Origin of the sequence: Gottfriedia sp. OAE603 (assembly GCF_040543965.1) — a bacterium.
GTDB lineage: Bacteria > Bacillota > Bacilli > Bacillales > Bacillaceae_G > Gottfriedia > Gottfriedia solisilvae.
In genome coordinates this window covers 2,797,246-2,815,462 of record NZ_JBEUNN010000001.1, presented here as the reverse complement: position 1 = coordinate 2,815,462, position 18,217 = coordinate 2,797,246, and the positions used below count along the sequence as shown (strand labels likewise).

The window sequence follows — 18,217 nt, the reverse complement described above, 5'->3', positions numbered from 1 at the left end:
ATTTTAAGGAGAAGGTGGAAATTGAAAAAAATAATTCTTAAAACGATAAAAAAAATGAAGTCCAAATGTATCTTTTTAAAAGTGATTGTCTGTGCTATGGTCATTTTATTTACTAATTTATTACCTTTACAAATAATAGCAGAATCGAACCAGAATGATGTAAAAGCTAATACGTTAGAAGTTTGCCCATTAGGAGAAGAATTGGTGAAGCCAGTTACACAAATTAAAAGTGGGACGAATGTTACTTTTTCAAATATAGCGTTTGCTGGTGATTTGAAGGAGGCTGTATTTAATGGGATGACTCAATTGGAAAATATTAGCACCGGATGGCCTCTTTTTCCAGGTGAAAATCATCGATTAATGTATGCTGATAACAGACTTTTTGCATTAGGGATTTACGATACAATTCTCATAAATAAGACCTCATTGGCTGCAGGTATTAAATTAGATACTTTAATTGGTGAAGTTTACGCTGTATCTATCCCGTATGATTTCGTATTCAATGATGCAACTGGTGATGAGTATCAAAATTTTTTATACGAATTGTTCAATTCTAACCAATTATCATTAAAAAAGGGATCTATTCCGCTTACTAAGGATGGACAAACTGGTACTGTAAATTTTACATTTATAGGTACTGGAACAACGGTTGGATTAGCCTTTGGCCTTGAATCTACTAGTCAACTAAAGAAACATAAGGATATGAGAATTGTTTCCTTCAATCCTAGTGTGAAAATGGTGAAACAAATACAACAAATTTTTCCTGATATAAATCTAGCGCAGGCGGTAGCAGCTAAATTAGGTAAACAAATAACGGATTACGTAACAAAGGAAGAATTGGAATCTGTTCAAGACTTAACAGCAATAAATAAATCTATTCAAGACTTAAGTGGTATGCAATGTTTAACTAAAATTAAAGATATTAATTTCTCAACAAATCAAATTAGCGATCTAAGTCCATTGGCTGGGTTAACGAATTTAACCAATTTAAGAATAGATCATAATCATATCTCTGATTTGAGTCCTTTAATAGGATTAAATCAATTAACCAATTTAAATCTTGTCAATCAATCAATCCAATTAGAGCAGGGAACAATCAGAGTCCCAACATTAATATCTATTTCAAATCCGAATGGCAGTATTCCACCAATTGTTTGGATACAAGGAACAGGAACATATGAAAATAGCAACCTTATTTGGAGTACACCTGGAAACAATCAATTAACATGGAGTAATTATGTAACGATTGGTAATGCAGGTTCGGTTTTTAATGGAAAAGTATCACAGACTAATAAAGGATTTCTATCCTTTAAACAAGTCCCTGATTCAATTAACTTCCAAACTACAACAATTCCTTCAAAGGAAACGATCATCCAAAGGGATGATTCCAATTGGGAAATGTCTGTGTATGACGAACTCCCTGGTAGAGAATGGCATATAACAGCTACAATTGACTCCCCGTTAACGTCTACGAGTAATTCATCGCATCAATTGTTAGAGGCACTAGTTTATGTTGACGATAAAGGAAATACAACTCCATTAAGTAAAACACCTTTAAATGTATTTGAGTATACTACTGGGGCAGAATCTATTATCCCTATTAATTGGGAGGCTAATAAAGGAATTTTATTGAAGATAAATCCTAATGAGGTTTATGCAGAATCATATATTACAACAATTAATTGGACATTGTCTGATGCACCTTAAATAATAATTTTTACTATAAAATATTTTCTTTGTTACATTTATAGAAGTTACACCACTATATAATTTGTGGTGTGCTTTTCTTTTTAGGGGCTCAGGTTAAGAAAAGAATGTTGAATTCCACTGCTCGTTTTAAAAAAGGGCAATTATTGAGCCTCCTCTGAGGAATTTAACATTTTTGTTTCTTTTACGAGATATATAGATTATTTTAAGAATATGGTAATTCTAAAGGAGGATTATAATGGATACTGATTTATACTTAGCAAGTCGGTCTAGCAGACTTTTAGCCGTATTGATTGATGCATTTATAACTTTTTTATTCTTCATTCTAATGGCATTTTTAACAGGTATTTCAACATCTGAATTTATCGATAACACATTTAATGTAAAGTTTTTCGTAATCTCGATATTAAGCATTTTGATATTTAATGTCATCATTCCTACATTTGTATGGAAGGGGCAGACACTTGGGAAACGTTGGATAAAAATTGCAGTTGTAAAAGATACAGATGAAGAAGTTGATTTGGTTACGATGTTATTAAGATCCGTCTTTTTATTTTTTGGTCAAATAACTTTGCCAATCATTTCAAATATTATCAACCTAGTCGCTTTTATTGATCCATTGCTAATTTTTAGTCAAAATAAAAAAACAATTCACGATATGATTGCGAAAACGAAAGTAATTGATGTTTAAGTAATGATAGAGTAAAAAATTACATCAATAAATGAAAAAGAAGGGATAGCAGAAAAGCTATCCCTTCGATTCTTTATCGACACCTGTTAGTTAAATAGATTTATTTATTTTATTGAGTTTCTTCGTCGTTTTTGTACTCCAAAATATCACCTGGCTGACAATTCAAAGTCTTACATATCGCTGCTAATGTTGAAAACCGTACCGCTTTTGCTTTTCCATTTTTCAGAATGGAAAGATTCGCCATCGTAATTCCAACCCTCTCTGAAAGCTCCGTTACGCTCATTTTTCTTTTTGCTAACATCACATCAATATTAATAATAATTGACATAACATCCTCCTTAGACCGTCAAATCATTTTCTGATTTTATGTTAATTGCTTCCTGAAGAAGGCGTTGGAGGATTGCAGCAAAAACAGCGATCACCAACGAAGCAAAAATGATGACGAGTCCCATTAATCCAATAGGAGGGTCGACTTTCCTCGCTATAAAATGAAAGAGTGGCGAACCTAATACATACAAACCACTAATTGTAATTGCACAGTATTTTATGTTCTTTAACGCCTTTACAGACAATTCCGAGAACGCTGTGTTCTCGTCAATGTACCTTAAAAGATTGAAAGCCTGATAGAGAGCGAAATAAAAAGGCAGAGCTGCTCCATACATCACGATGAATACGAGATATTTCATTGCGGCAATATTTGGATACAATTTTGCTGCGAAATTCGCCATACGAGGCACTAAAAATATACACAAGGCGAGCACTGCAATTCCAGCCACAAAAATAATGACCTTTAAGAAAGTTGTTGAACCTCTTTTACTATTCATTTAAAATACCTCACTTATTTAATGACAACATGATTTTATCATATGATTTATCGAATTACGATAAAATGGTATTGTTATTTATTGTATTATTATTGTTATTGAAATATCCATGTAAAATAAAAAAACACCTACTCACAATTTGCGAATAGGTGTACAATTTTTTATGTTATTTGTTTATTTCGTCCTCCTGAGAGGTCATGTTTGATTTATATAGATTTTCTTCATTATTATCATAAAATATGCATGCTATGTATATGTTCTCTCGTTTCTTCTGACCCTAAATCATAAATTAATTTGTATGCCTGTTTTAGAAAATAATCATAGCCATTCTTGTTTTCATGATTCATATCAGTGATCGGTGCAATAAATGCCGTTTGTACGCCTAAAGCTTCATCGTATTTATCAATTTCATCAAAAATCCTGCCTAGTCTTTCTGCTTCATCTTCAGTTGCATCTATTTCAAGTTCATATGGTGCATCACCTTGGTTTGGAACCATTGTTCTTGCTTGTACTGAAACATAATATCTCCTTTTTTCCATCACGATCTCCCTTACATTCATATTTTGTTCTATTTATTATTATCTTCTCTGAACAATTGATTATTCAATTTTATATAAATATCATTTTTTGAAAGCAAAGGGTATGATGTAGAAAGGAATTTGTTGTGATGATATTGAATATTATGGTTGATAAATAACACTTTAAAGTCAGTTTTATAAAAGAGTAAAGAACATGGGGGTAAGGAATGAAGAGTAAAGGATTATATCAAGATTTTTTTCTACACTTTGACATTTTAGTTATGGGCATCATTTTTGCATTAGGATTTATTTATAGTGTTGGTTTTCACTTTTCATGGGCTGTTTTACTAATCTTTATTGCAGGTTTAGTATTCTTTATGTTTAGTGAGTATGTAACCCACAGATTTTTATTTCATTTAAAGGTACCTAAAAACCAATTATTCCTAAAATTTTTAAAGCGCATACATTATGATCATCATACGTACCCAGAGGATTTAAAGCTATTATTCTTACCTATTTGGTATAGCATCCCTAACTTAGGTGCTCTATGTATCATTTTTTATCTAATCACGCAAAATCTTACCTTAACTTCTGCTTTTGGAGCAGGCTTAGTATTGATGTTACTTGTTTACGAATGGAAACACTATGTCGCACATCGACCAATCAAACCAAAAACAAAATTAGGTCGTCACATTAAAAAGCTTCACATATTACATCATTTTAAAAATGAAAACTATTGGTACGGTGTATCAACTCCAATTTTTGATGGATTATTTGGAACACTAAAAGATGAAAAAGAAGTAAAAACAAGCGCAACTGCAAAATCATTAGAAGAAAGAATGTAGTAAAAACGCCTTTAATGGCGTTTTTTTATTTGTCTACTTTTAATGGAATGTTTGTGTAGCAAGAATTTTAAAATTGAAAGGTTTACATTAAGTTGATTGAGGCGAAAGGTGCTCGACTCCTGTGGGAGAAGCGGGACAGGTGAGACCCCACAGGTGCGTAGCGGCGAGGAGGCTCACCGCACGCCCCACGGAAAGCGAGTATCTGCAGCGGAAAACAACATTCTTCTTTTACAAAGTAAGTAATTATGAGCGTGTTTTAAATGGAACATTAACGAATTATTAAACTTATGATAAATATCAAATAATGTAAATAATTGGACTATGTAATCACTATACATATTAGTAAGGGGAATGAAGTGGATTATTAAATTAGCCTAGAACCTAATCGATATAGTGAAGGTTATTCTAAAATTAGGAGATGTAAATGAATAACTTAAATTACCGGAAAATCTTGTTACTTGGATTTGGATTTTTTGCAATTAGTTTAACATGGTCTGTTTATAATGCCTTTATGCCGAAGATATTAAGCGACTATATCGGATCTTCAGCATTAATTGGTTTTATCATGACATTTGATAATTACTTTGCGTTATTTCTACAACCGGCAGTTGGAGTTTACAGTGATCGGCTAAACACTCGGTTTGGAAGACGAATGCCATTTCTAATGATCGGTATGCCACTGGCAGCACTTTTTACCTTATTAATCCCTTTCCACCAGTCCCTAATGTTACTAGTTTTTTTTGTTGTGTTTATGAATTTGAGCATGAGTGTTTTTCGTTCCCCGGTTATTGCACTTATGCCAGATTTAACAAGAACTGAACACAGAAGCAAAGCGAATAGTATTATTAATTTTATGGGTGGAATTGGAGCGCTCATTGCTTTTTTTATTGGCTCAATATTATGGGATATAAATGAGGGCTTTCCTTTTTATTTAGCAGGTTCCCTTATGCTCATCAGTTTTATCATTTTGTTTCATTTTATAAAAGAAAAAAGGGACGTCATCAATTATGAAGAAGCAGAAGAAAAAGTCAATTTAAAAGAAGGGTTTAAATCGGCAATAGCGAACAAAAATGCATTATTCCTCTTACTTGCAATCCTCAGCTGGTTTATAGGATTTAATGGTATTGAGACATTCTTTACTCGTTATGGAGAAGTTTATTTAGGAATAAAGGTAAGTGCTGCATCATTTTCTTTTGCGTTTATCTCTTTAGCCTTTTTAATATTTGCGATTCCTGCGGGCTTTATTGGTACTAAAATTGGAAAGAAGAAAAGCATAATCATCGGTATTATCGGCATAATTGTTGGATTTGGCGTTTTGTTTTTCTTGAAAGATATCACTGCAATTCGGATCGTTTTCTTTGTGATGGGATGCTTTTGGGCAATGGTGAATATTAATTCATATCCATTTTTAGCTGAGATGGCACCTGTAGGCTTTATCGGCACATATACAGGCTTATATTATTTATTTGCATCAATTGCAAATATCGTCTCACCACCACTATTAGGAGCGCTCCTTGATATGATTGGTTTTAAATTTATGTTTTTATATGGTGGTTTCTTTATCATTGTTTCTTTCTTCATGATACTTAAGGTAAAGGAAGGTAATATAACAATTGAGAGAAATTCAAACGCATCAATTTAGGTTGATGCTCCTGAGTTTCTTTTTTTTTTTGAGATCAAGGTGCAACTCACATATTTACAATGGAATTACGAATACTAAAACTGCACTTCTTGATTCAAAATCAATTTCTATTCATATAAATATATTCAAATTTCTAAAGATAAGGGGTATTCATTATGACAACAAATATTTCTAAATTGATTGACCACACGGTATTAAAGGCAGAGACAACTAAATCTCAAATTGAAAAGCTATGTGCTGAAGCGAAAGAGCATCATTTTGCATCAGTTTGCGTGAATCCAACTTGGGTAAAACTTTGTGCATCGTTGTTAAAAGGAACAGATGTAAAAGTATGTACTGTAATTGGCTTTCCTTTAGGTGCAAATACAAAAGAAGTCAAAGCATTCGAAACGCAAAATGCAATTGAAAATGGTGCTGACGAAGTAGATATGGTGATCAATATTGGTGCCCTAAAAGATAAGGATGCAGAATTGGTAGAACAAGATGTTGCAGCTGTCGTCGGTGCAGCTAAAGGTAAAGCAATTGTCAAAGTAATCATTGAGACAAGTTTACTAACTGATGAGGAAAAGGAGCTAGCTTCAAAAATATCTGTAAAAGCTGGTGCGGATTTCGTAAAAACTTCAACTGGATTTTCAACTGGCGGTGCAACAGTAGAAGATGTAGCTTTAATGAGAAAAACAGTTGGACCAGATATTGGTGTAAAAGCTTCAGGTGGTGTAAGAGATATCGCTAGTTTGAATGAAATGGTTAAAGCAGGAGCGACACGAATTGGTACGAGTAATGGGGTCACAATTGCTCAAGGAAATGTTGCTACAGAAGGTTATTAAAAAGGACCAGTTATTATAGGTGTGTTAAGGTCCAAACTTGACATTTACCTGTTGACCTAACAATGCTTTATGTATTATAATCGTAAAAGACATGTAGAAAAGTGTTCTTTTTTGCAGTGTTTTTATTGATTGTAAGTGGTAGCTTGGAGGGAGGGAAAAGTAAGATGTCTAAAACAGTCGTTCGTAAAAACGAATCTTTAGAAGATGCTCTTCGTCGTTTTAAACGTTCAGTTTCTAAAACTGGTACGCTTCAAGAAGCAAGAAAACGCGAATTTTATGAAAAGCCAAGTGTAAAACGTAAGAAAAAATCAGAGGCAGCAAGAAAACGTAAATTCTAAGAGAGGGTGTTACTATGAGTCTTCTCGAACGTTTGAATTCAGATATGAAACAAGCGATGAAGGAAAAAAATAAAGACAAGTTAAATGTTATCCGTATGGTGAAAGCATCATTGCAAAATGAAGTGATTAGTCTAGGGAATAATGTAACATTGTCAGCTGATCAAGAGTTAACAATTTTAACTCGTGAAGTGAAACAACGTAAAGACTCCCTCCTGGAATTCGAAAAAGCTGGTCGTGATGACCTTGTGGATAAATTAAAGCAAGAATTACTGATTCTAGAAGAATACTTGCCTCAACAATTATCTGAAGACGAACTTCTTGAAATCGTGCGTGCAACAATTTCAGAAGTTGGTGCTACATCAAAAGCTGACATGGGGAAAGTAATGAGTGCAGTTATGCCTAAAGTTAAAGGACAAGCTGATGGCTCTTCTGTGAATAAAGCTGTAGCTAGTCTGTTAAAATAAACGTCTATTTATAGACGTTTATTTTTTTTGCCCCCAAAAGATGTATTCCACGTTCATATGCTCGTTTACTGAAACTACATACTAATTTGAATTCTAATATAAATTTCCAAATACATTGATAAAATTCTCTTATATACGAATGCTTACAAAATACTTCCGAACAAAAATTCATCCGTCATTTCCTTTTTGTATCATACGTTCTCTAATTTAATCATAAATATGATATGAAAGGGGGAGGAGTCTATCTTGAAAAGATTAGCGCACAATTTTAAAAACTGGATGTCAAGTAAGATGGACTTACCACCAGATGTACTCCTTGAGTTACCACGTATTACAATGTTGGGCCAATTACATATTTATATTGAAAACCATAGAGGTTTATTAGTTTATTCAGACAAGGAACTTCGTTTACTGATGAAGCAAGGTCAACTTCTCATTAAAGGGAAAGATTTTGTATTGAAAACAATGCTACCAGAAGAAATTTTATTAGAAGGCGAAATAGAGCACGTTTATTTTATTAATGAATAGCAACTAGAACTTACACCATGATCAGTAAATTGAACATGGGGGATAAACATGAAAAATCAGTGGACAGCAAATCTTACAGGGATGGTTCAAGTAAAAGTAATGGGACTTGGACCTGAACGATTTTTAAATGAGTGTATGCGAAAAGGGATACCATTAAAAAATGTGAAAAAAAATGGACCAAATTCGATTTCCTTTACAATTGATTTAAAGGATTATAAGCGAATTAGAAATATTCCTCGGAAAAAAGAATATAAGGTTTATTTTATAGGAAGACAAGGTCTGCCTTTTGAGATTAGACGAGCATGGAAGCATTTCGGGTTTGTCATTGGTTTAGTAGGCTTTCTCGTCGTACTATTTTTATTATCGAATATGGTTTGGAGAATTGATGTGAAGGGTGCCTCACCTGAAATTGAATATAAGCTGCGTAAAGACTTACATTCACTTGGTGTCAAAACGGGTGTGTCACAATTTTCATTACCAAAGCTTCAAACAATACAGAAAAAATTACAGGATGATAATCCTTCAATCACTTGGATTGGTGTTCAATTAAATGGGACTACCTTTCATTTTGAGGTTGTAGAAAAGCATTTACCAAAGCCTGATCGAAAAATTAAACCAAGACATATCGTAGCGAAAGAAGAAGCAGTTATTACGAGTATGTTCGTCGAAAAAGGAAAACCTTTAGTTACTACCAATGATTATGTAAAAAGGGGTCAAGTATTAGTTTCAGGCATTATTGGTACAGAAGATCATCCGATTATCGTTCCAGCAGTTGGAAAAGTAATTGGGGAAGTATGGAGAGAAGAAATTGTCAGTATCCCGTTAAATACAAAATTTACTGTGTTGACAGGAGAAAAAAAGAAAAGATATTATATCGGAACTAGCCAAAGTAAAATAAAATTCTGGGGTTTTGATAAAAATAAATATAAAGCTTTTCAAACAGAAGACAATGTCTATCAATTTAAATTTCTAAAGTGGAAATTACCGATATATTTTACGAAAAAAACAATCCATGAAAGTGAAGATATTGTAAGAACGTACACAAAGGCTGAAGCAATTAATGTCGGAAAACAAACAGGTAGAAATGATTTAATGGATAAGTTAAGTCAGGATGCCAAAATTTTACAAGAAAAAGTTTTGCACGAGTCATTAGACAATGGTAAAGTTAATTTAAGAATATATTATAAAGTTTTAGAAGATATTACGAAAACGAAAACTATTGTTCAAGGGGACTGAGTAATGCCAGAACAACTACTAACGATAAATCAACAAATAGAAGATCCAAACGAAGCGATTGCCTTATTTGGCACAAATGATAAGCACCTACAAATTATTGAAAATATGCTTGATGTGAATATTGTCACGCGTGGTCAATCTGTACAAGTATCTGGAGCTAGTGAAGACGTAGGAACTGTTGAACAAATTATTCAAGCGTTATTAGAGGTTATCAGGAATGGTGTGAGTATTACATCAAGAGATGTTACTTACTCAATTCAAATGGCTAAAGAAGGAAAGCTAGCATCATTTGCAAGATTATATGACGAAGAAATTATTAAAAATTCTAAAGGGAAAGCTATTCGAGTAAAAACCTTTGGACAAAGACATTATCTTCGCGCTATTCAATCAAATGATTTAGTGTTTGGTATAGGTCCTGCTGGAACAGGTAAAACATATCTTGCAGTTGTTATGGCTGTTCAAGCATTAAAAAATAACAAAGTGAGTAAAATTATTCTAACGAGACCAGCTGTTGAAGCTGGTGAAAGCTTAGGCTTTCTACCAGGTGATTTGAAGGAAAAAGTTGATCCGTACTTAAGGCCATTGTACGATGCATTACACGATGTACTCGGTCAAGAACACACAGTCCGTTTAATTGAAAGAGGTACGATTGAAATAGCACCTCTTGCATATATGAGGGGAAGAACATTAGAAGATGCATTTGTCATTTTAGATGAAGCTCAAAATACGACGATGGCTCAAATGAAAATGTTTCTAACTCGTCTAGGATTTGGCTCTAAAATGGTTATTACAGGTGACCCTTCTCAAATTGATTTACCAAAAGGAGTTAAATCTGGTTTAATTTCTGCTCAACATACGCTAAAAGGTGTTGAAGGTATTGGGATGACAATACTAGAGCAGACAGACGTAGTCCGTCACCCACTCGTTCAAAAGATTATTCAAGCTTATGACGTAGCAAAAGAATAAATCGTAGTGACCCTACAAAGTGATAGGGTCATTTCGTGTTTTATCGAAGGTGCAGTACTAGTAAGGGGGAAATGATGAATAATTTGCAAGCTTTACTCCAACGATTTAAGAATCAATCACTTGTCATATTATTTTGTATCATAACTTTAGGTTTAACGAGTTTTCTTCTTCTAATTAGTCATGTTAGACCAATAAAATACGATGTTGAGCTACTATCAATTTCAGACCAAACAATCTATTCTCCGATTACAATTGAAGATAAGGTTGCTACATATAAAAAACGTCAAGAAGCTGCAGCAAGAGTTGAAGATGTATATAAATATGAAGAAAACTACACCCAAAATCGGATCGATATTGTTAATTCTATTTTTGATATTGTAGAAGAAGTAACGAACGAAAATGTTAAAAGTAGTCAAACTATCAATGGACAAGCGTTAATCAAAAAAGAGATTAATCAAGTGAAAGAAAAGCTTCCAGATGATATTCGTAAAAATTTTGAAGACGATGTAATCAGTTCTTTATTGAAGTCATCTACTGAACAATTAAATATCGCTAAGGCTTCTTTAAATACGGCTATCAATAATGTTATGTCCGATGAAATTACAACAAATCAAATTGAAGAAGCACGAGCAAATCTTAGAACAGAATTATCATATGTTAGCGTTAATCCTGGTTTAAAAGATGCTATGATCAATATAGGGGAATTTGCAATTGTTCCAAACTATTTTTTTGATGCAGACGTAACAAAAGAACGCAAACGACTAGAAAGTGAAGCTGTTGATAGTGTCTATATTCTTCAAGGGCAGGTTCTTGTAAAAGTTGGAGAAACGATTACAAAAGAAAAATATGATCAATTGAAACTAGTCGGACTGATTAAAAACAATCAGTCTGTTCAGCCATATGTTGGTTTAATTTTATTAATAGGTGTCTTGCTTTACTTTGTGTTAAAACAAACAGAGTCTTTAAAAGAGAATGATAATAACTATATCGTCGCTTACTTTGGTATCGTCATTTTTACGCTTTTCATATTAAAAATTGTAAGTTTGTTCCAAAAAATTGAGTTTTCAGGTCTTGTATACGTTGCACCAGTTGCAATTGGTACTTTGTTAATTAAATTCTTATTAGGGAATCGCTATTTAATGGTGACGGCGATTATCTTCTCAATTTGTGGAAGTATCATGTTTAATGAAGAAGTAAATGGTGCAATTAATTATTCAACGGGGATATACATATTATTTAGCTCAATTGCCGTTTTATTTTTAAATGAAGAACGCAATAAACGTTCGATGATTATCCATGCCGGTGTGCTTATCTCTTTAGTTAATATCGCAACGTTATCGGCATTGATGTTAATTCGAAATGGACAATATTCTTCAGTGGAAATTGGCATTTACTTATTAATGGGATTAATTTCTGGGATCTTGTCTAGTGTGATCACAATGGGAATTCTTCCATTTGTGGAGGATTCTTTTGGTATGGTTTCGTCATTTAAGTTAGTTGAGTTAGGTAGTCCGAATCATCCATTATTACGTAAAATCTTATTAGAAGCACCAGGAACATATCATCATAGTATTATGGTTGCGAATCTTGCAGAAGCCGCATGTGAAGCGATTGGAGCAAATGGCTTATTAGCTAGGGTAGGATCGTATTACCACGATATTGGTAAGACGAATAATTCAGGCTTCTTTATTGAAAATCAAATGGGTGGTCATAACCCGCATGACCGGATCAAACCTTTACAAAGTAAAGATATTATTTTTCGACATGTAAGTGATGGAGTAAAAATACTAAAAAAATATAATTTGCCAAAAGATATAATTGATATTGCAGCTGAACACCATGGTACAACTTTATTAAAGTATTTTTACTACAAGGAAAAAGAAGTTAATCCAGAAGTTAAAGAAATTGATTTCCGTTATCCAGGTCCTAAAGCACACACGAAGGAATCTGCCATTGTTGGGATTGCTGACAGTGTTGAAGCAGCAGTACGTTCATTAAAGGAACCAGATATGGAAAAAATTGAGGAACTTGTTTCTGCCATAATGAATGATCGTTTAAATGACGGGCAATTTGCAATGTGTGAATTGAATCTAAAAGAATTACATATCGTTGAAAAATCATTATGTGAAACATTACAAGGTACCTTCCATTCTAGAATACAGTATCCAGATGAAAGATAAGGTGAAAAAAATGGTTCAATTAGAAATAGACTTTCTAGATGAAACGAATGAAGTAACAGACGAGCAACAAGAAGATTTAAAAGGTCTTATTGAATGTGCCCTTGAATTTGAAGGATTAAGTGGCGAGATAGAAGTCTCAATCTCGTTTGTTGACGATGAAAGAATTCACGAAATCAATAAAGAATATCGTGAAAAAGATCGTGCAACAGATGTGATTTCATTCCCTATGGAAGAACTAGGTGAAGGTGAAATTGAAATAGTCGGTGTTGACTTGCCTAGAACACTTGGGGATATTGTGATCTCAATTCCTACTACAAAAAGACAAGCAGAGGAGTACGGACACTCATTTAGACGTGAGTTAGGCTTCTTGGCTGTACATGGTTGCTTACATTTACTTGGTTATGATCATATGAATGAAGCTGATGAAAAAATTATGTTTACTAAACAAAAGGAAATTTTAGAAAAATATGGGCTTGAGAGACTATAAGAGAGCTTCATTACTGAAATCCTTTGGATATGCAATAAGTGGTATTATACGTGTAATTAAAGAGGAAAGAAACATTAAAATTCACTTATGTGCAGCATTGATTGTGATTGCTTTGGCTTCTTATTTTCATTTTAGCCGGAATGATTGGATGGTTTTATTGATCATCATCACAATTGTCACTTCGCTAGAACTTGTTAATTCTGCAGTTGAAGCTGTCGTCGATTTATCATCTCCAGAAATTCATCCTTTGGCAAAAAAAGCGAAAGATGTAGCTGCGGGTGCTGTTTTGGTTGCTGCAATTGTTTCTGTTATAATAGGATTTTTGCTATTTTTTCCTTATTTTACTATACTACGGTAATAACACTGATTTTCGTAAATCTCTCGATATGAGGAGGCTATTTTACATGGATAAACAATCATTAATTAATGAAGCTATAAAAGCTAGAGAAAAAGCTTATGTACCATATTCAAAATTTCAAGTAGGAGCGGCATTACTAACAAAGGATGGTCAAGTCATTCATGGATGTAATGTAGAAAATGCTTCTTATGGACTTACAAATTGTGCTGAACGAACTGCGTTATTTAAAGCGTACTCAGATGGTATTACTGAATTTTCAGCAGTAGCTGTCGTTGCAGATACGAAAGGACCAGTTCCACCATGTGGTGCGTGTCGCCAAGTATTATTTGAACTGTGTAAACCAGACACAGTAGTATATTTATCAAACTTAAATGGAGTAGTCCAAGAAACTACAGTAAAAGAATTATTGCCAGGAGCATTTACACCGGAGGATTTAAATGAATAAAGAAAGTTATAAATCAGGCTTTGTTTCAATTATAGGTAGACCAAATGTAGGGAAAAGTACGTTCCTTAATCGAGTGGTTGGTCAAAAAATTGCTATAATGAGTGATAAGCCTCAAACAACTCGTAATAAAATTCAAGGTGTGTACACAGAAGATGATGCACAAATTGTCTTTATTGATACACCAGGTATTCATAAGCCTAAACATAAACTTGGGGATTTCATGGTAAAAGTAGCTCAGGAATCAATAAAGGATGTTGATGCAACTTTATTTATGGTGAATGCCGATGAAGGTTTTGGTCGAGGAGACGAATTTATTATCGAGAAGCTACAAGGTACACGTAGCCCAGTTATTTTAGTTATCAATAAAATTGATACGATTCACCCAGAAGAACTGTTTAATATCATTACAAAGTATAAAGATTTATTTGAGTTTGCAGAAATCGTACCAATTTCAGCACTTCAAGGAAATAATGTGGATCGTTTACTAGAAGTAATTAAAAAATATCTTCCTGAAGGACCTCAATATTATCCTGCAAATCAAGTAACGGACCATCCGGAACGATTTATTATTTCGGAGTTAATTCGTGAAAAAGTATTACACTTAACTAGAGAAGAAGTTCCTCATTCAATTGCCGTGATTATCGAACAAATTGAAAGAAGAGCTGAAGGTAACGCTATTTATGTGAATGCTACAATCGTCGTTGAACGTTCATCTCAAAAAGGTATTATTATCGGTAAACAAGGGAGTATGTTAAAAGAGGTTGGCAAACGTGCTCGATTAGACATACAAAATTTACTAGATACAAAAGTATTCCTTGAGCTATGGGTTAAAGTTCAAAAAGACTGGCGTAACAGAATGTCTCAATTGAGAGATTTAGGTTTCCGTGAGGACGAATATTAATTAAGTAAGTTAAAGGGAATTGAGTTTTAAGCGATTCCCTTTTTTGATACAGAGATGGACAAGCTAAGAAAATACATAGTGTAAGTATTAACAGAAACGTTCTTGCATTGCACTCTAATAAGTTTTCTTGGTCTTGTCACAATAAAAAATAATGCACACTTTTTATGGTTTTGCAAGAGTTTTATTTGTATTTTTTATAAATTTTGTGCACATGAAAACTGGGAGAGAAGGTCACATTATAAGTAAGCAGGGAAAGTAGTATTTGGCTAATAGGTAATGAGCAATGAGTTGTAGCTATTCTTGAAAGGTGGTTTCTCAATGTTGAATTTTACCTGGGATGTCTTTTCTAAAACTGGAAATGTTGAGACGTATTTAATATTTAAGCAGCTTGAACAGGAACATGTGGAACAGAAAAGTTACATTGATGAAGAAATAGCTGATATTGATTCCCTACATACGTAACCTTCATCCAATTGGATGGTGAGTTGTATTGTTACAACGAGTAGAAGGGATAGTTTTACGTGCTAATCCTTATGGAGAATCAAATGTAATTATAACTCTCCTGACTAGAGAATTAGGTAAGATTGGAGTTGTGGCAAGAGGAGCAAAGAAAACAAATAGTCGACTTGCTTCTGTTACACAACTCTTTACATATGGATCATATTTAATTCAAAAAGGTTCTGGATTAGGTACATTAAGTCAAGGTGAATTAATTGATTCATTTAGAGATTTGAGGGAAGATTTGATTGCTACTTCCTACGCTTCGATAATTGTTGAATTAACTGATAAAGCAGTTGAAGAGAAAAAAAATAATCCATACTTATTTGAGTTAATTCTCCAACTTCTTCAACGTATGAATGATGGTGCAGATGCAGAGGTGTTAACTTATTTATATATGACAAAAATGATACCAGTATTAGGTTATCATCCTTTCTTTGATTATTGTATCAACTGCAAATGTAGTGCCAATGAAAATATATTTGTAGCTTTCTCTGTGAAAGATGGTGGATTTTTGTGTCAGCGTTGTAAACATACTGATCCATATGCATTTTCCATAACTGAAAAGTCTGTCAAACTAATGAGATTGTTTTATCATTTCGATGTAAATCGACTTGGTAAAATTGAAGTTAGTGAACAGACGAAAAAGGTATTACAACAAATTTTGTTTTCATATTATGATGAGTATAGTGGGATTTATCTGAAATCCCGTAAATTTTTAGAACAATTGAAGGCAATGGATAGTTTCTTAAAATCGGATAAGAAGTCGGAATAACTTGAAGAAGGAAATAGGCTAACTATTTCCTTCTTTCTTTTGTAAATTGTAAAAATAGTATATAATATTTAGTTAGAGAGTATAGCATATTGGAACGTTAGGGGTGAGGAACATCGAACTGACAAAAAGACAAACTCAAATTCTTGAAATTGTAAAATCAAATGGGCCGATTACGGGAGAACATATAGCGGATAGGCTCGCACTAACTCGAGCAACGCTTCGCCCTGACTTAGCAATTCTTACAATGACTGGATTTTTAGAGGCAAGGCCACGAGTAGGTTATTATTACACGGGAAGAACGAGTGGTGCTCAAATTATTGAGAAAATCAAAAAATTGACTGTAAAAGATTTTCAAGCAATACCAGTTGTGGTTGATAGAAGTTCGTCGGTATATGATGCTATTGTTACAATGTTTCTTGAGGATGTAGGTACTTTGTTTGTTGTCGATCAAAATACGGTATTAACGGGTGTATTATCTAGAAAAGATTTACTTAGAGCAAGTATAGGAAATAAAGACCTGCATACATTACCTGTAGATATCATTATGACTAGAATGCCAAACATTACAATTTGCTATAAAGATGATACAATCTATAACGTAGCAAAGAGTTTAATTGAGAAACAAATTGATGCTGTCCCAGTTGTTCGTGAAAGTGAACATGGACTTGAGGTAATTGGTCGATTTACAAAAACAAATTTTACTCGTGCGATCGTAGACTTAATGAACAATGACATGTTTTAGTAAAATTAAGAGGTGAACATATGGGGAATTCAATCGTTTATGTTGTATCTGATTCAGTTGGTGAAACAGCGGAGCACGTCGTGAAAGCAGCTATCAGTCAATTTCATTATAAATTTGAAATTAGACGCGTACCTTATGTTGAGGATGTAGCAACACTTATTGAAATCGTTCAAGTAGCAAAAGAGAATAACGGAATTATTGTTTTTACACTAGTTAAACCAGATATGAGAAATGCAATCCTTGATGAATCGAAAAAAGCCGGCGTCATTGTATATGACTTAATTGGTCCACTAATTGATACGATTGCGTCAATTAACAAAATGGAGCCAAAAAATGAACCAGGTGTTGTCCGAAAGTTAGATGAGGATTATTTCCAACGAATCGAAGCAATTGAATTTGCAGTGAAGTATGATGATGGAAGAGACCCTAGAGGGATAGAAAAAGCTGATATTGTATTAATTGGTGTATCAAGAACTTCGAAAACGCCTTTATCACAATACCTAGCACACAAAGGCTTAAAGGTTGCGAATGTACCTTTAGTACCAGAGGTAGATCCTCCTGAACAATTATATAAAGTTCCAAAAGAACGTTGTTTTGGGTTAATGATCTCACCTGAGAAATTAAATCATATCCGAAAAGAAAGATTAATTTCATTAGGGCTTCATGATGGGGCAAGTTATGCAAACATCGCAAGAATAGAAGAAGAACTTAAACATTTTAATAATGTAGTGACTCGTATTGGCTGTCAGATCGTTGATGTTTCAAGTAAAGCGGTTGAAGAATCAGCAAATGTAATTTTAGGTCAGTATTATCAAAATAGACACATTAGATAATATCTCTTAGCTTTTGTTCTTGTCGACACAATGACAAATAGACACATTAGATTATTCTAATGTGTTTTCTTTTTTTAGGGTTCTTTTCAGAAATTGTTGTTTTTTTGATTGAAATAAAGACAGAAGAAGGATTCCTACAAAAGGAGAGTGACTCCTATAGAAGATGCAGGAAGGGTGAGACCCCGCAGGGAAACGAGGAGGCTCACATAACGCCCCGAGGAAAGGGGGCATCCAGGGGTTGTAATCAACTAACACATTCTTAAATAGCAACAAAAGATACGGAAACAGCCTTTTTTTATTTCTTAAAAATGAACAAAAAATTCTTTGATGCATATTGCTAGATTTCCAATGTGAAATAGATTATAATAAAAAATTGTATGAAAAGAGTTAATTATAGGTTTAACTTTTTATA

Annotated in this window: 22 protein-coding genes; 19 read left to right on the top strand and 3 right to left on the bottom strand. The window is 33.5% G+C overall.

What is annotated here, in order from left to right; translation table 11 throughout:
* Window positions 1-21 precede the first annotated feature (21 nt).
* Both ABID96_RS14480 and ABID96_RS14475 read left to right on the top strand, forming a co-directional pair.
* Window positions 22-1,707, top strand: a complete 1,686-nt coding sequence (locus ABID96_RS14480; protein WP_192602642.1) for an internalin N-terminal domain-containing protein — start codon at window positions 22-24, stop codon at window positions 1,705-1,707.
* A 238-nt stretch (window positions 1,708-1,945) separates the two neighbouring features.
* Window positions 1,946-2,398, top strand: a complete 453-nt coding sequence (locus tag ABID96_RS14475) for an RDD family protein (RefSeq protein ID WP_192602641.1) — start codon at window positions 1,946-1,948, stop codon at window positions 2,396-2,398.
* Window positions 2,399-2,507: 109 nt separating this feature from the next.
* Here the strand turns inward: ABID96_RS14475 and ABID96_RS14470 are convergent, their stop codons facing one another.
* The 3 genes from ABID96_RS14470 to ABID96_RS14460 form a co-directional block, all read right to left on the bottom strand.
* Window positions 2,508-2,726, bottom strand: coding sequence for a helix-turn-helix domain-containing protein (locus ABID96_RS14470; RefSeq protein WP_192602640.1), 219 nt, complete (start codon window positions 2,724-2,726; stop codon window positions 2,508-2,510).
* Between the two features lie 10 nt (window positions 2,727-2,736).
* Entirely contained in the window at window positions 2,737-3,222 is a 486-nt protein-coding gene (locus tag ABID96_RS14465) for a DUF2975 domain-containing protein (protein ID WP_192602639.1), read from the bottom strand.
* A gap of 230 nt (window positions 3,223-3,452) precedes the next feature.
* Complete coding sequence (locus ABID96_RS14460; RefSeq protein ID WP_192602638.1) at window positions 3,453-3,761, bottom strand: hypothetical protein; 309 nt, start codon at window positions 3,759-3,761, stop codon at window positions 3,453-3,455.
* A 206-nt stretch (window positions 3,762-3,967) separates the two neighbouring features.
* Here ABID96_RS14460 and ABID96_RS14455 point away from each other — a divergent pair, with 206 nt between their 5' ends.
* From ABID96_RS14455 to ABID96_RS14375, 17 genes are all read left to right on the top strand, one after another.
* Entirely contained in the window at window positions 3,968-4,585 is a 618-nt protein-coding gene (locus ABID96_RS14455; RefSeq protein WP_192602637.1) for a sterol desaturase family protein, read from the top strand.
* Window positions 4,586-5,009: 424 nt separating this feature from the next.
* A complete protein-coding gene (locus tag ABID96_RS14450) occupies window positions 5,010-6,227 on the top strand; it encodes an MFS transporter (RefSeq protein WP_192602636.1) in 1,218 nt (405 codons plus the stop codon).
* A 155-nt stretch (window positions 6,228-6,382) separates the two neighbouring features.
* Entirely contained in the window at window positions 6,383-7,054 is a 672-nt protein-coding gene (gene deoC / locus ABID96_RS14445) for a deoxyribose-phosphate aldolase (protein ID WP_192602635.1), read from the top strand.
* Between the two features lie 164 nt (window positions 7,055-7,218).
* A complete protein-coding gene (gene rpsU / locus ABID96_RS14440) occupies window positions 7,219-7,392 on the top strand; it encodes a 30S ribosomal protein S21 (RefSeq protein ID WP_003152957.1) in 174 nt (57 codons plus the stop codon).
* 14 nt (window positions 7,393-7,406) lie between these two features.
* Entirely contained in the window at window positions 7,407-7,856 is a 450-nt protein-coding gene (locus ABID96_RS14435; RefSeq protein ID WP_087998870.1) for a GatB/YqeY domain-containing protein, read from the top strand.
* A 243-nt stretch (window positions 7,857-8,099) separates the two neighbouring features.
* Window positions 8,100-8,384 (top strand): sporulation protein YqfC, encoded by a 285-nt coding sequence (yqfC, locus tag ABID96_RS14430; protein ID WP_483301366.1) that lies wholly within the window; start codon window positions 8,100-8,102, stop codon window positions 8,382-8,384.
* Window positions 8,385-8,432: 48 nt separating this feature from the next.
* Window positions 8,433-9,620 carry a sporulation protein YqfD gene (yqfD, locus tag ABID96_RS14425; RefSeq protein WP_192602634.1) on the top strand — a complete coding sequence of 396 codons (1,188 nt, stop codon included), beginning with the start codon at window positions 8,433-8,435 and terminating at the stop codon, window positions 9,618-9,620.
* A gap of 3 nt (window positions 9,621-9,623) precedes the next feature.
* Complete coding sequence (locus ABID96_RS14420) at window positions 9,624-10,586, top strand: PhoH family protein (protein WP_087998872.1); 963 nt, start codon at window positions 9,624-9,626, stop codon at window positions 10,584-10,586.
* A 74-nt stretch (window positions 10,587-10,660) separates the two neighbouring features.
* Window positions 10,661-12,766 (top strand): HD family phosphohydrolase, encoded by a 2,106-nt coding sequence (locus tag ABID96_RS14415; RefSeq protein WP_192602633.1) that lies wholly within the window; start codon window positions 10,661-10,663, stop codon window positions 12,764-12,766.
* A 10-nt stretch (window positions 12,767-12,776) separates the two neighbouring features.
* The gene (ybeY, locus tag ABID96_RS14410) at window positions 12,777-13,253 is read left to right on the top strand and encodes an rRNA maturation RNase YbeY (RefSeq protein WP_192602632.1); all 477 of its coding nucleotides are present in this window, start codon (window positions 12,777-12,779) and stop codon (window positions 13,251-13,253) included.
* The gene (locus ABID96_RS14405; RefSeq protein WP_192602631.1) at window positions 13,234-13,611 is read left to right on the top strand and encodes a diacylglycerol kinase family protein; all 378 of its coding nucleotides are present in this window, start codon (window positions 13,234-13,236) and stop codon (window positions 13,609-13,611) included. Before ybeY ends, ABID96_RS14405 begins: the two co-directional genes overlap by 20 nt.
* A 46-nt stretch (window positions 13,612-13,657) precedes the next feature.
* Window positions 13,658-14,056 (top strand): cytidine deaminase, encoded by a 399-nt coding sequence (locus ABID96_RS14400; protein WP_087998876.1) that lies wholly within the window; start codon window positions 13,658-13,660, stop codon window positions 14,054-14,056.
* Window positions 14,049-14,957: a GTPase Era gene (era, locus tag ABID96_RS14395; protein ID WP_192602630.1), complete on the top strand. Its 909-nt coding sequence runs from the start codon at window positions 14,049-14,051 to the stop codon at window positions 14,955-14,957. The genes ABID96_RS14400 and era overlap by 8 nt, the downstream gene beginning before the upstream one ends.
* 318 nt (window positions 14,958-15,275) lie before the next feature.
* Entirely contained in the window at window positions 15,276-15,419 is a 144-nt protein-coding gene (locus ABID96_RS14390; RefSeq protein ID WP_087998878.1) for a YqzL family protein, read from the top strand.
* 28 nt (window positions 15,420-15,447) lie between these two features.
* Window positions 15,448-16,230 carry a DNA repair protein RecO gene (recO, locus tag ABID96_RS14385; protein WP_192602629.1) on the top strand — a complete coding sequence of 261 codons (783 nt, stop codon included), beginning with the start codon at window positions 15,448-15,450 and terminating at the stop codon, window positions 16,228-16,230.
* 103 nt (window positions 16,231-16,333) lie between these two features.
* Window positions 16,334-16,972: a transcriptional regulator CcpN gene (ccpN, locus tag ABID96_RS14380; protein ID WP_192602628.1), complete on the top strand. Its 639-nt coding sequence runs from the start codon at window positions 16,334-16,336 to the stop codon at window positions 16,970-16,972.
* A 20-nt stretch (window positions 16,973-16,992) separates the two neighbouring features.
* On the top strand, window positions 16,993-17,805 hold the full coding sequence (locus ABID96_RS14375; protein WP_192602627.1) for a pyruvate, water dikinase regulatory protein: 813 nt from the start codon (window positions 16,993-16,995) through the stop codon (window positions 17,803-17,805).
* Window positions 17,806-18,217: the final 412 nt, after the last annotated feature.

Bases quoted from the DNA above. Each gene is read 5' to 3' on its own strand.
- era (WP_192602630.1), top strand. From the start codon at position 14,049: ATGAATAAAGAAAGTTATAAATCAGGCTTTGTTTCAATTATAGGTAGA.
- ABID96_RS14465 (WP_192602639.1), bottom strand. From the start codon at position 3,222: ATGAATAGTAAAAGAGGTTCAACAACTTTCTTAAAGGTCATTATTTTT.
- rpsU (WP_003152957.1), top strand. From the start codon at position 7,219: ATGTCTAAAACAGTCGTTCGTAAAAACGAATCTTTAGAAGATGCTCTT.
- yqfD (WP_192602634.1), top strand. From the start codon at position 8,433: ATGAAAAATCAGTGGACAGCAAATCTTACAGGGATGGTTCAAGTAAAA.
- ABID96_RS14475 (WP_192602641.1), top strand. From the start codon at position 1,946: ATGGATACTGATTTATACTTAGCAAGTCGGTCTAGCAGACTTTTAGCC.
- ABID96_RS14375 (WP_192602627.1), top strand. From the start codon at position 16,993: ATGGGGAATTCAATCGTTTATGTTGTATCTGATTCAGTTGGTGAAACA.
- ABID96_RS14450 (WP_192602636.1), top strand. From the start codon at position 5,010: ATGAATAACTTAAATTACCGGAAAATCTTGTTACTTGGATTTGGATTT.
- ABID96_RS14455 (WP_192602637.1), top strand. From the start codon at position 3,968: ATGAAGAGTAAAGGATTATATCAAGATTTTTTTCTACACTTTGACATT.
- ABID96_RS14415 (WP_192602633.1), top strand. From the start codon at position 10,661: ATGAATAATTTGCAAGCTTTACTCCAACGATTTAAGAATCAATCACTT.
- ABID96_RS14400 (WP_087998876.1), top strand. From the start codon at position 13,658: ATGGATAAACAATCATTAATTAATGAAGCTATAAAAGCTAGAGAAAAA.
- ABID96_RS14390 (WP_087998878.1), top strand. From the start codon at position 15,276: ATGTTGAATTTTACCTGGGATGTCTTTTCTAAAACTGGAAATGTTGAG.
- ABID96_RS14460 (WP_192602638.1), bottom strand. From the start codon at position 3,761: ATGGAAAAAAGGAGATATTATGTTTCAGTACAAGCAAGAACAATGGTT.
- deoC (WP_192602635.1), top strand. From the start codon at position 6,383: ATGACAACAAATATTTCTAAATTGATTGACCACACGGTATTAAAGGCA.
- ABID96_RS14420 (WP_087998872.1), top strand. From the start codon at position 9,624: ATGCCAGAACAACTACTAACGATAAATCAACAAATAGAAGATCCAAAC.
- ABID96_RS14435 (WP_087998870.1), top strand. From the start codon at position 7,407: ATGAGTCTTCTCGAACGTTTGAATTCAGATATGAAACAAGCGATGAAG.
- ABID96_RS14405 (WP_192602631.1), top strand. From the start codon at position 13,234: ATGGGCTTGAGAGACTATAAGAGAGCTTCATTACTGAAATCCTTTGGA.
- ybeY (WP_192602632.1), top strand. From the start codon at position 12,777: ATGGTTCAATTAGAAATAGACTTTCTAGATGAAACGAATGAAGTAACA.
- ABID96_RS14470 (WP_192602640.1), bottom strand. From the start codon at position 2,726: ATGTCAATTATTATTAATATTGATGTGATGTTAGCAAAAAGAAAAATG.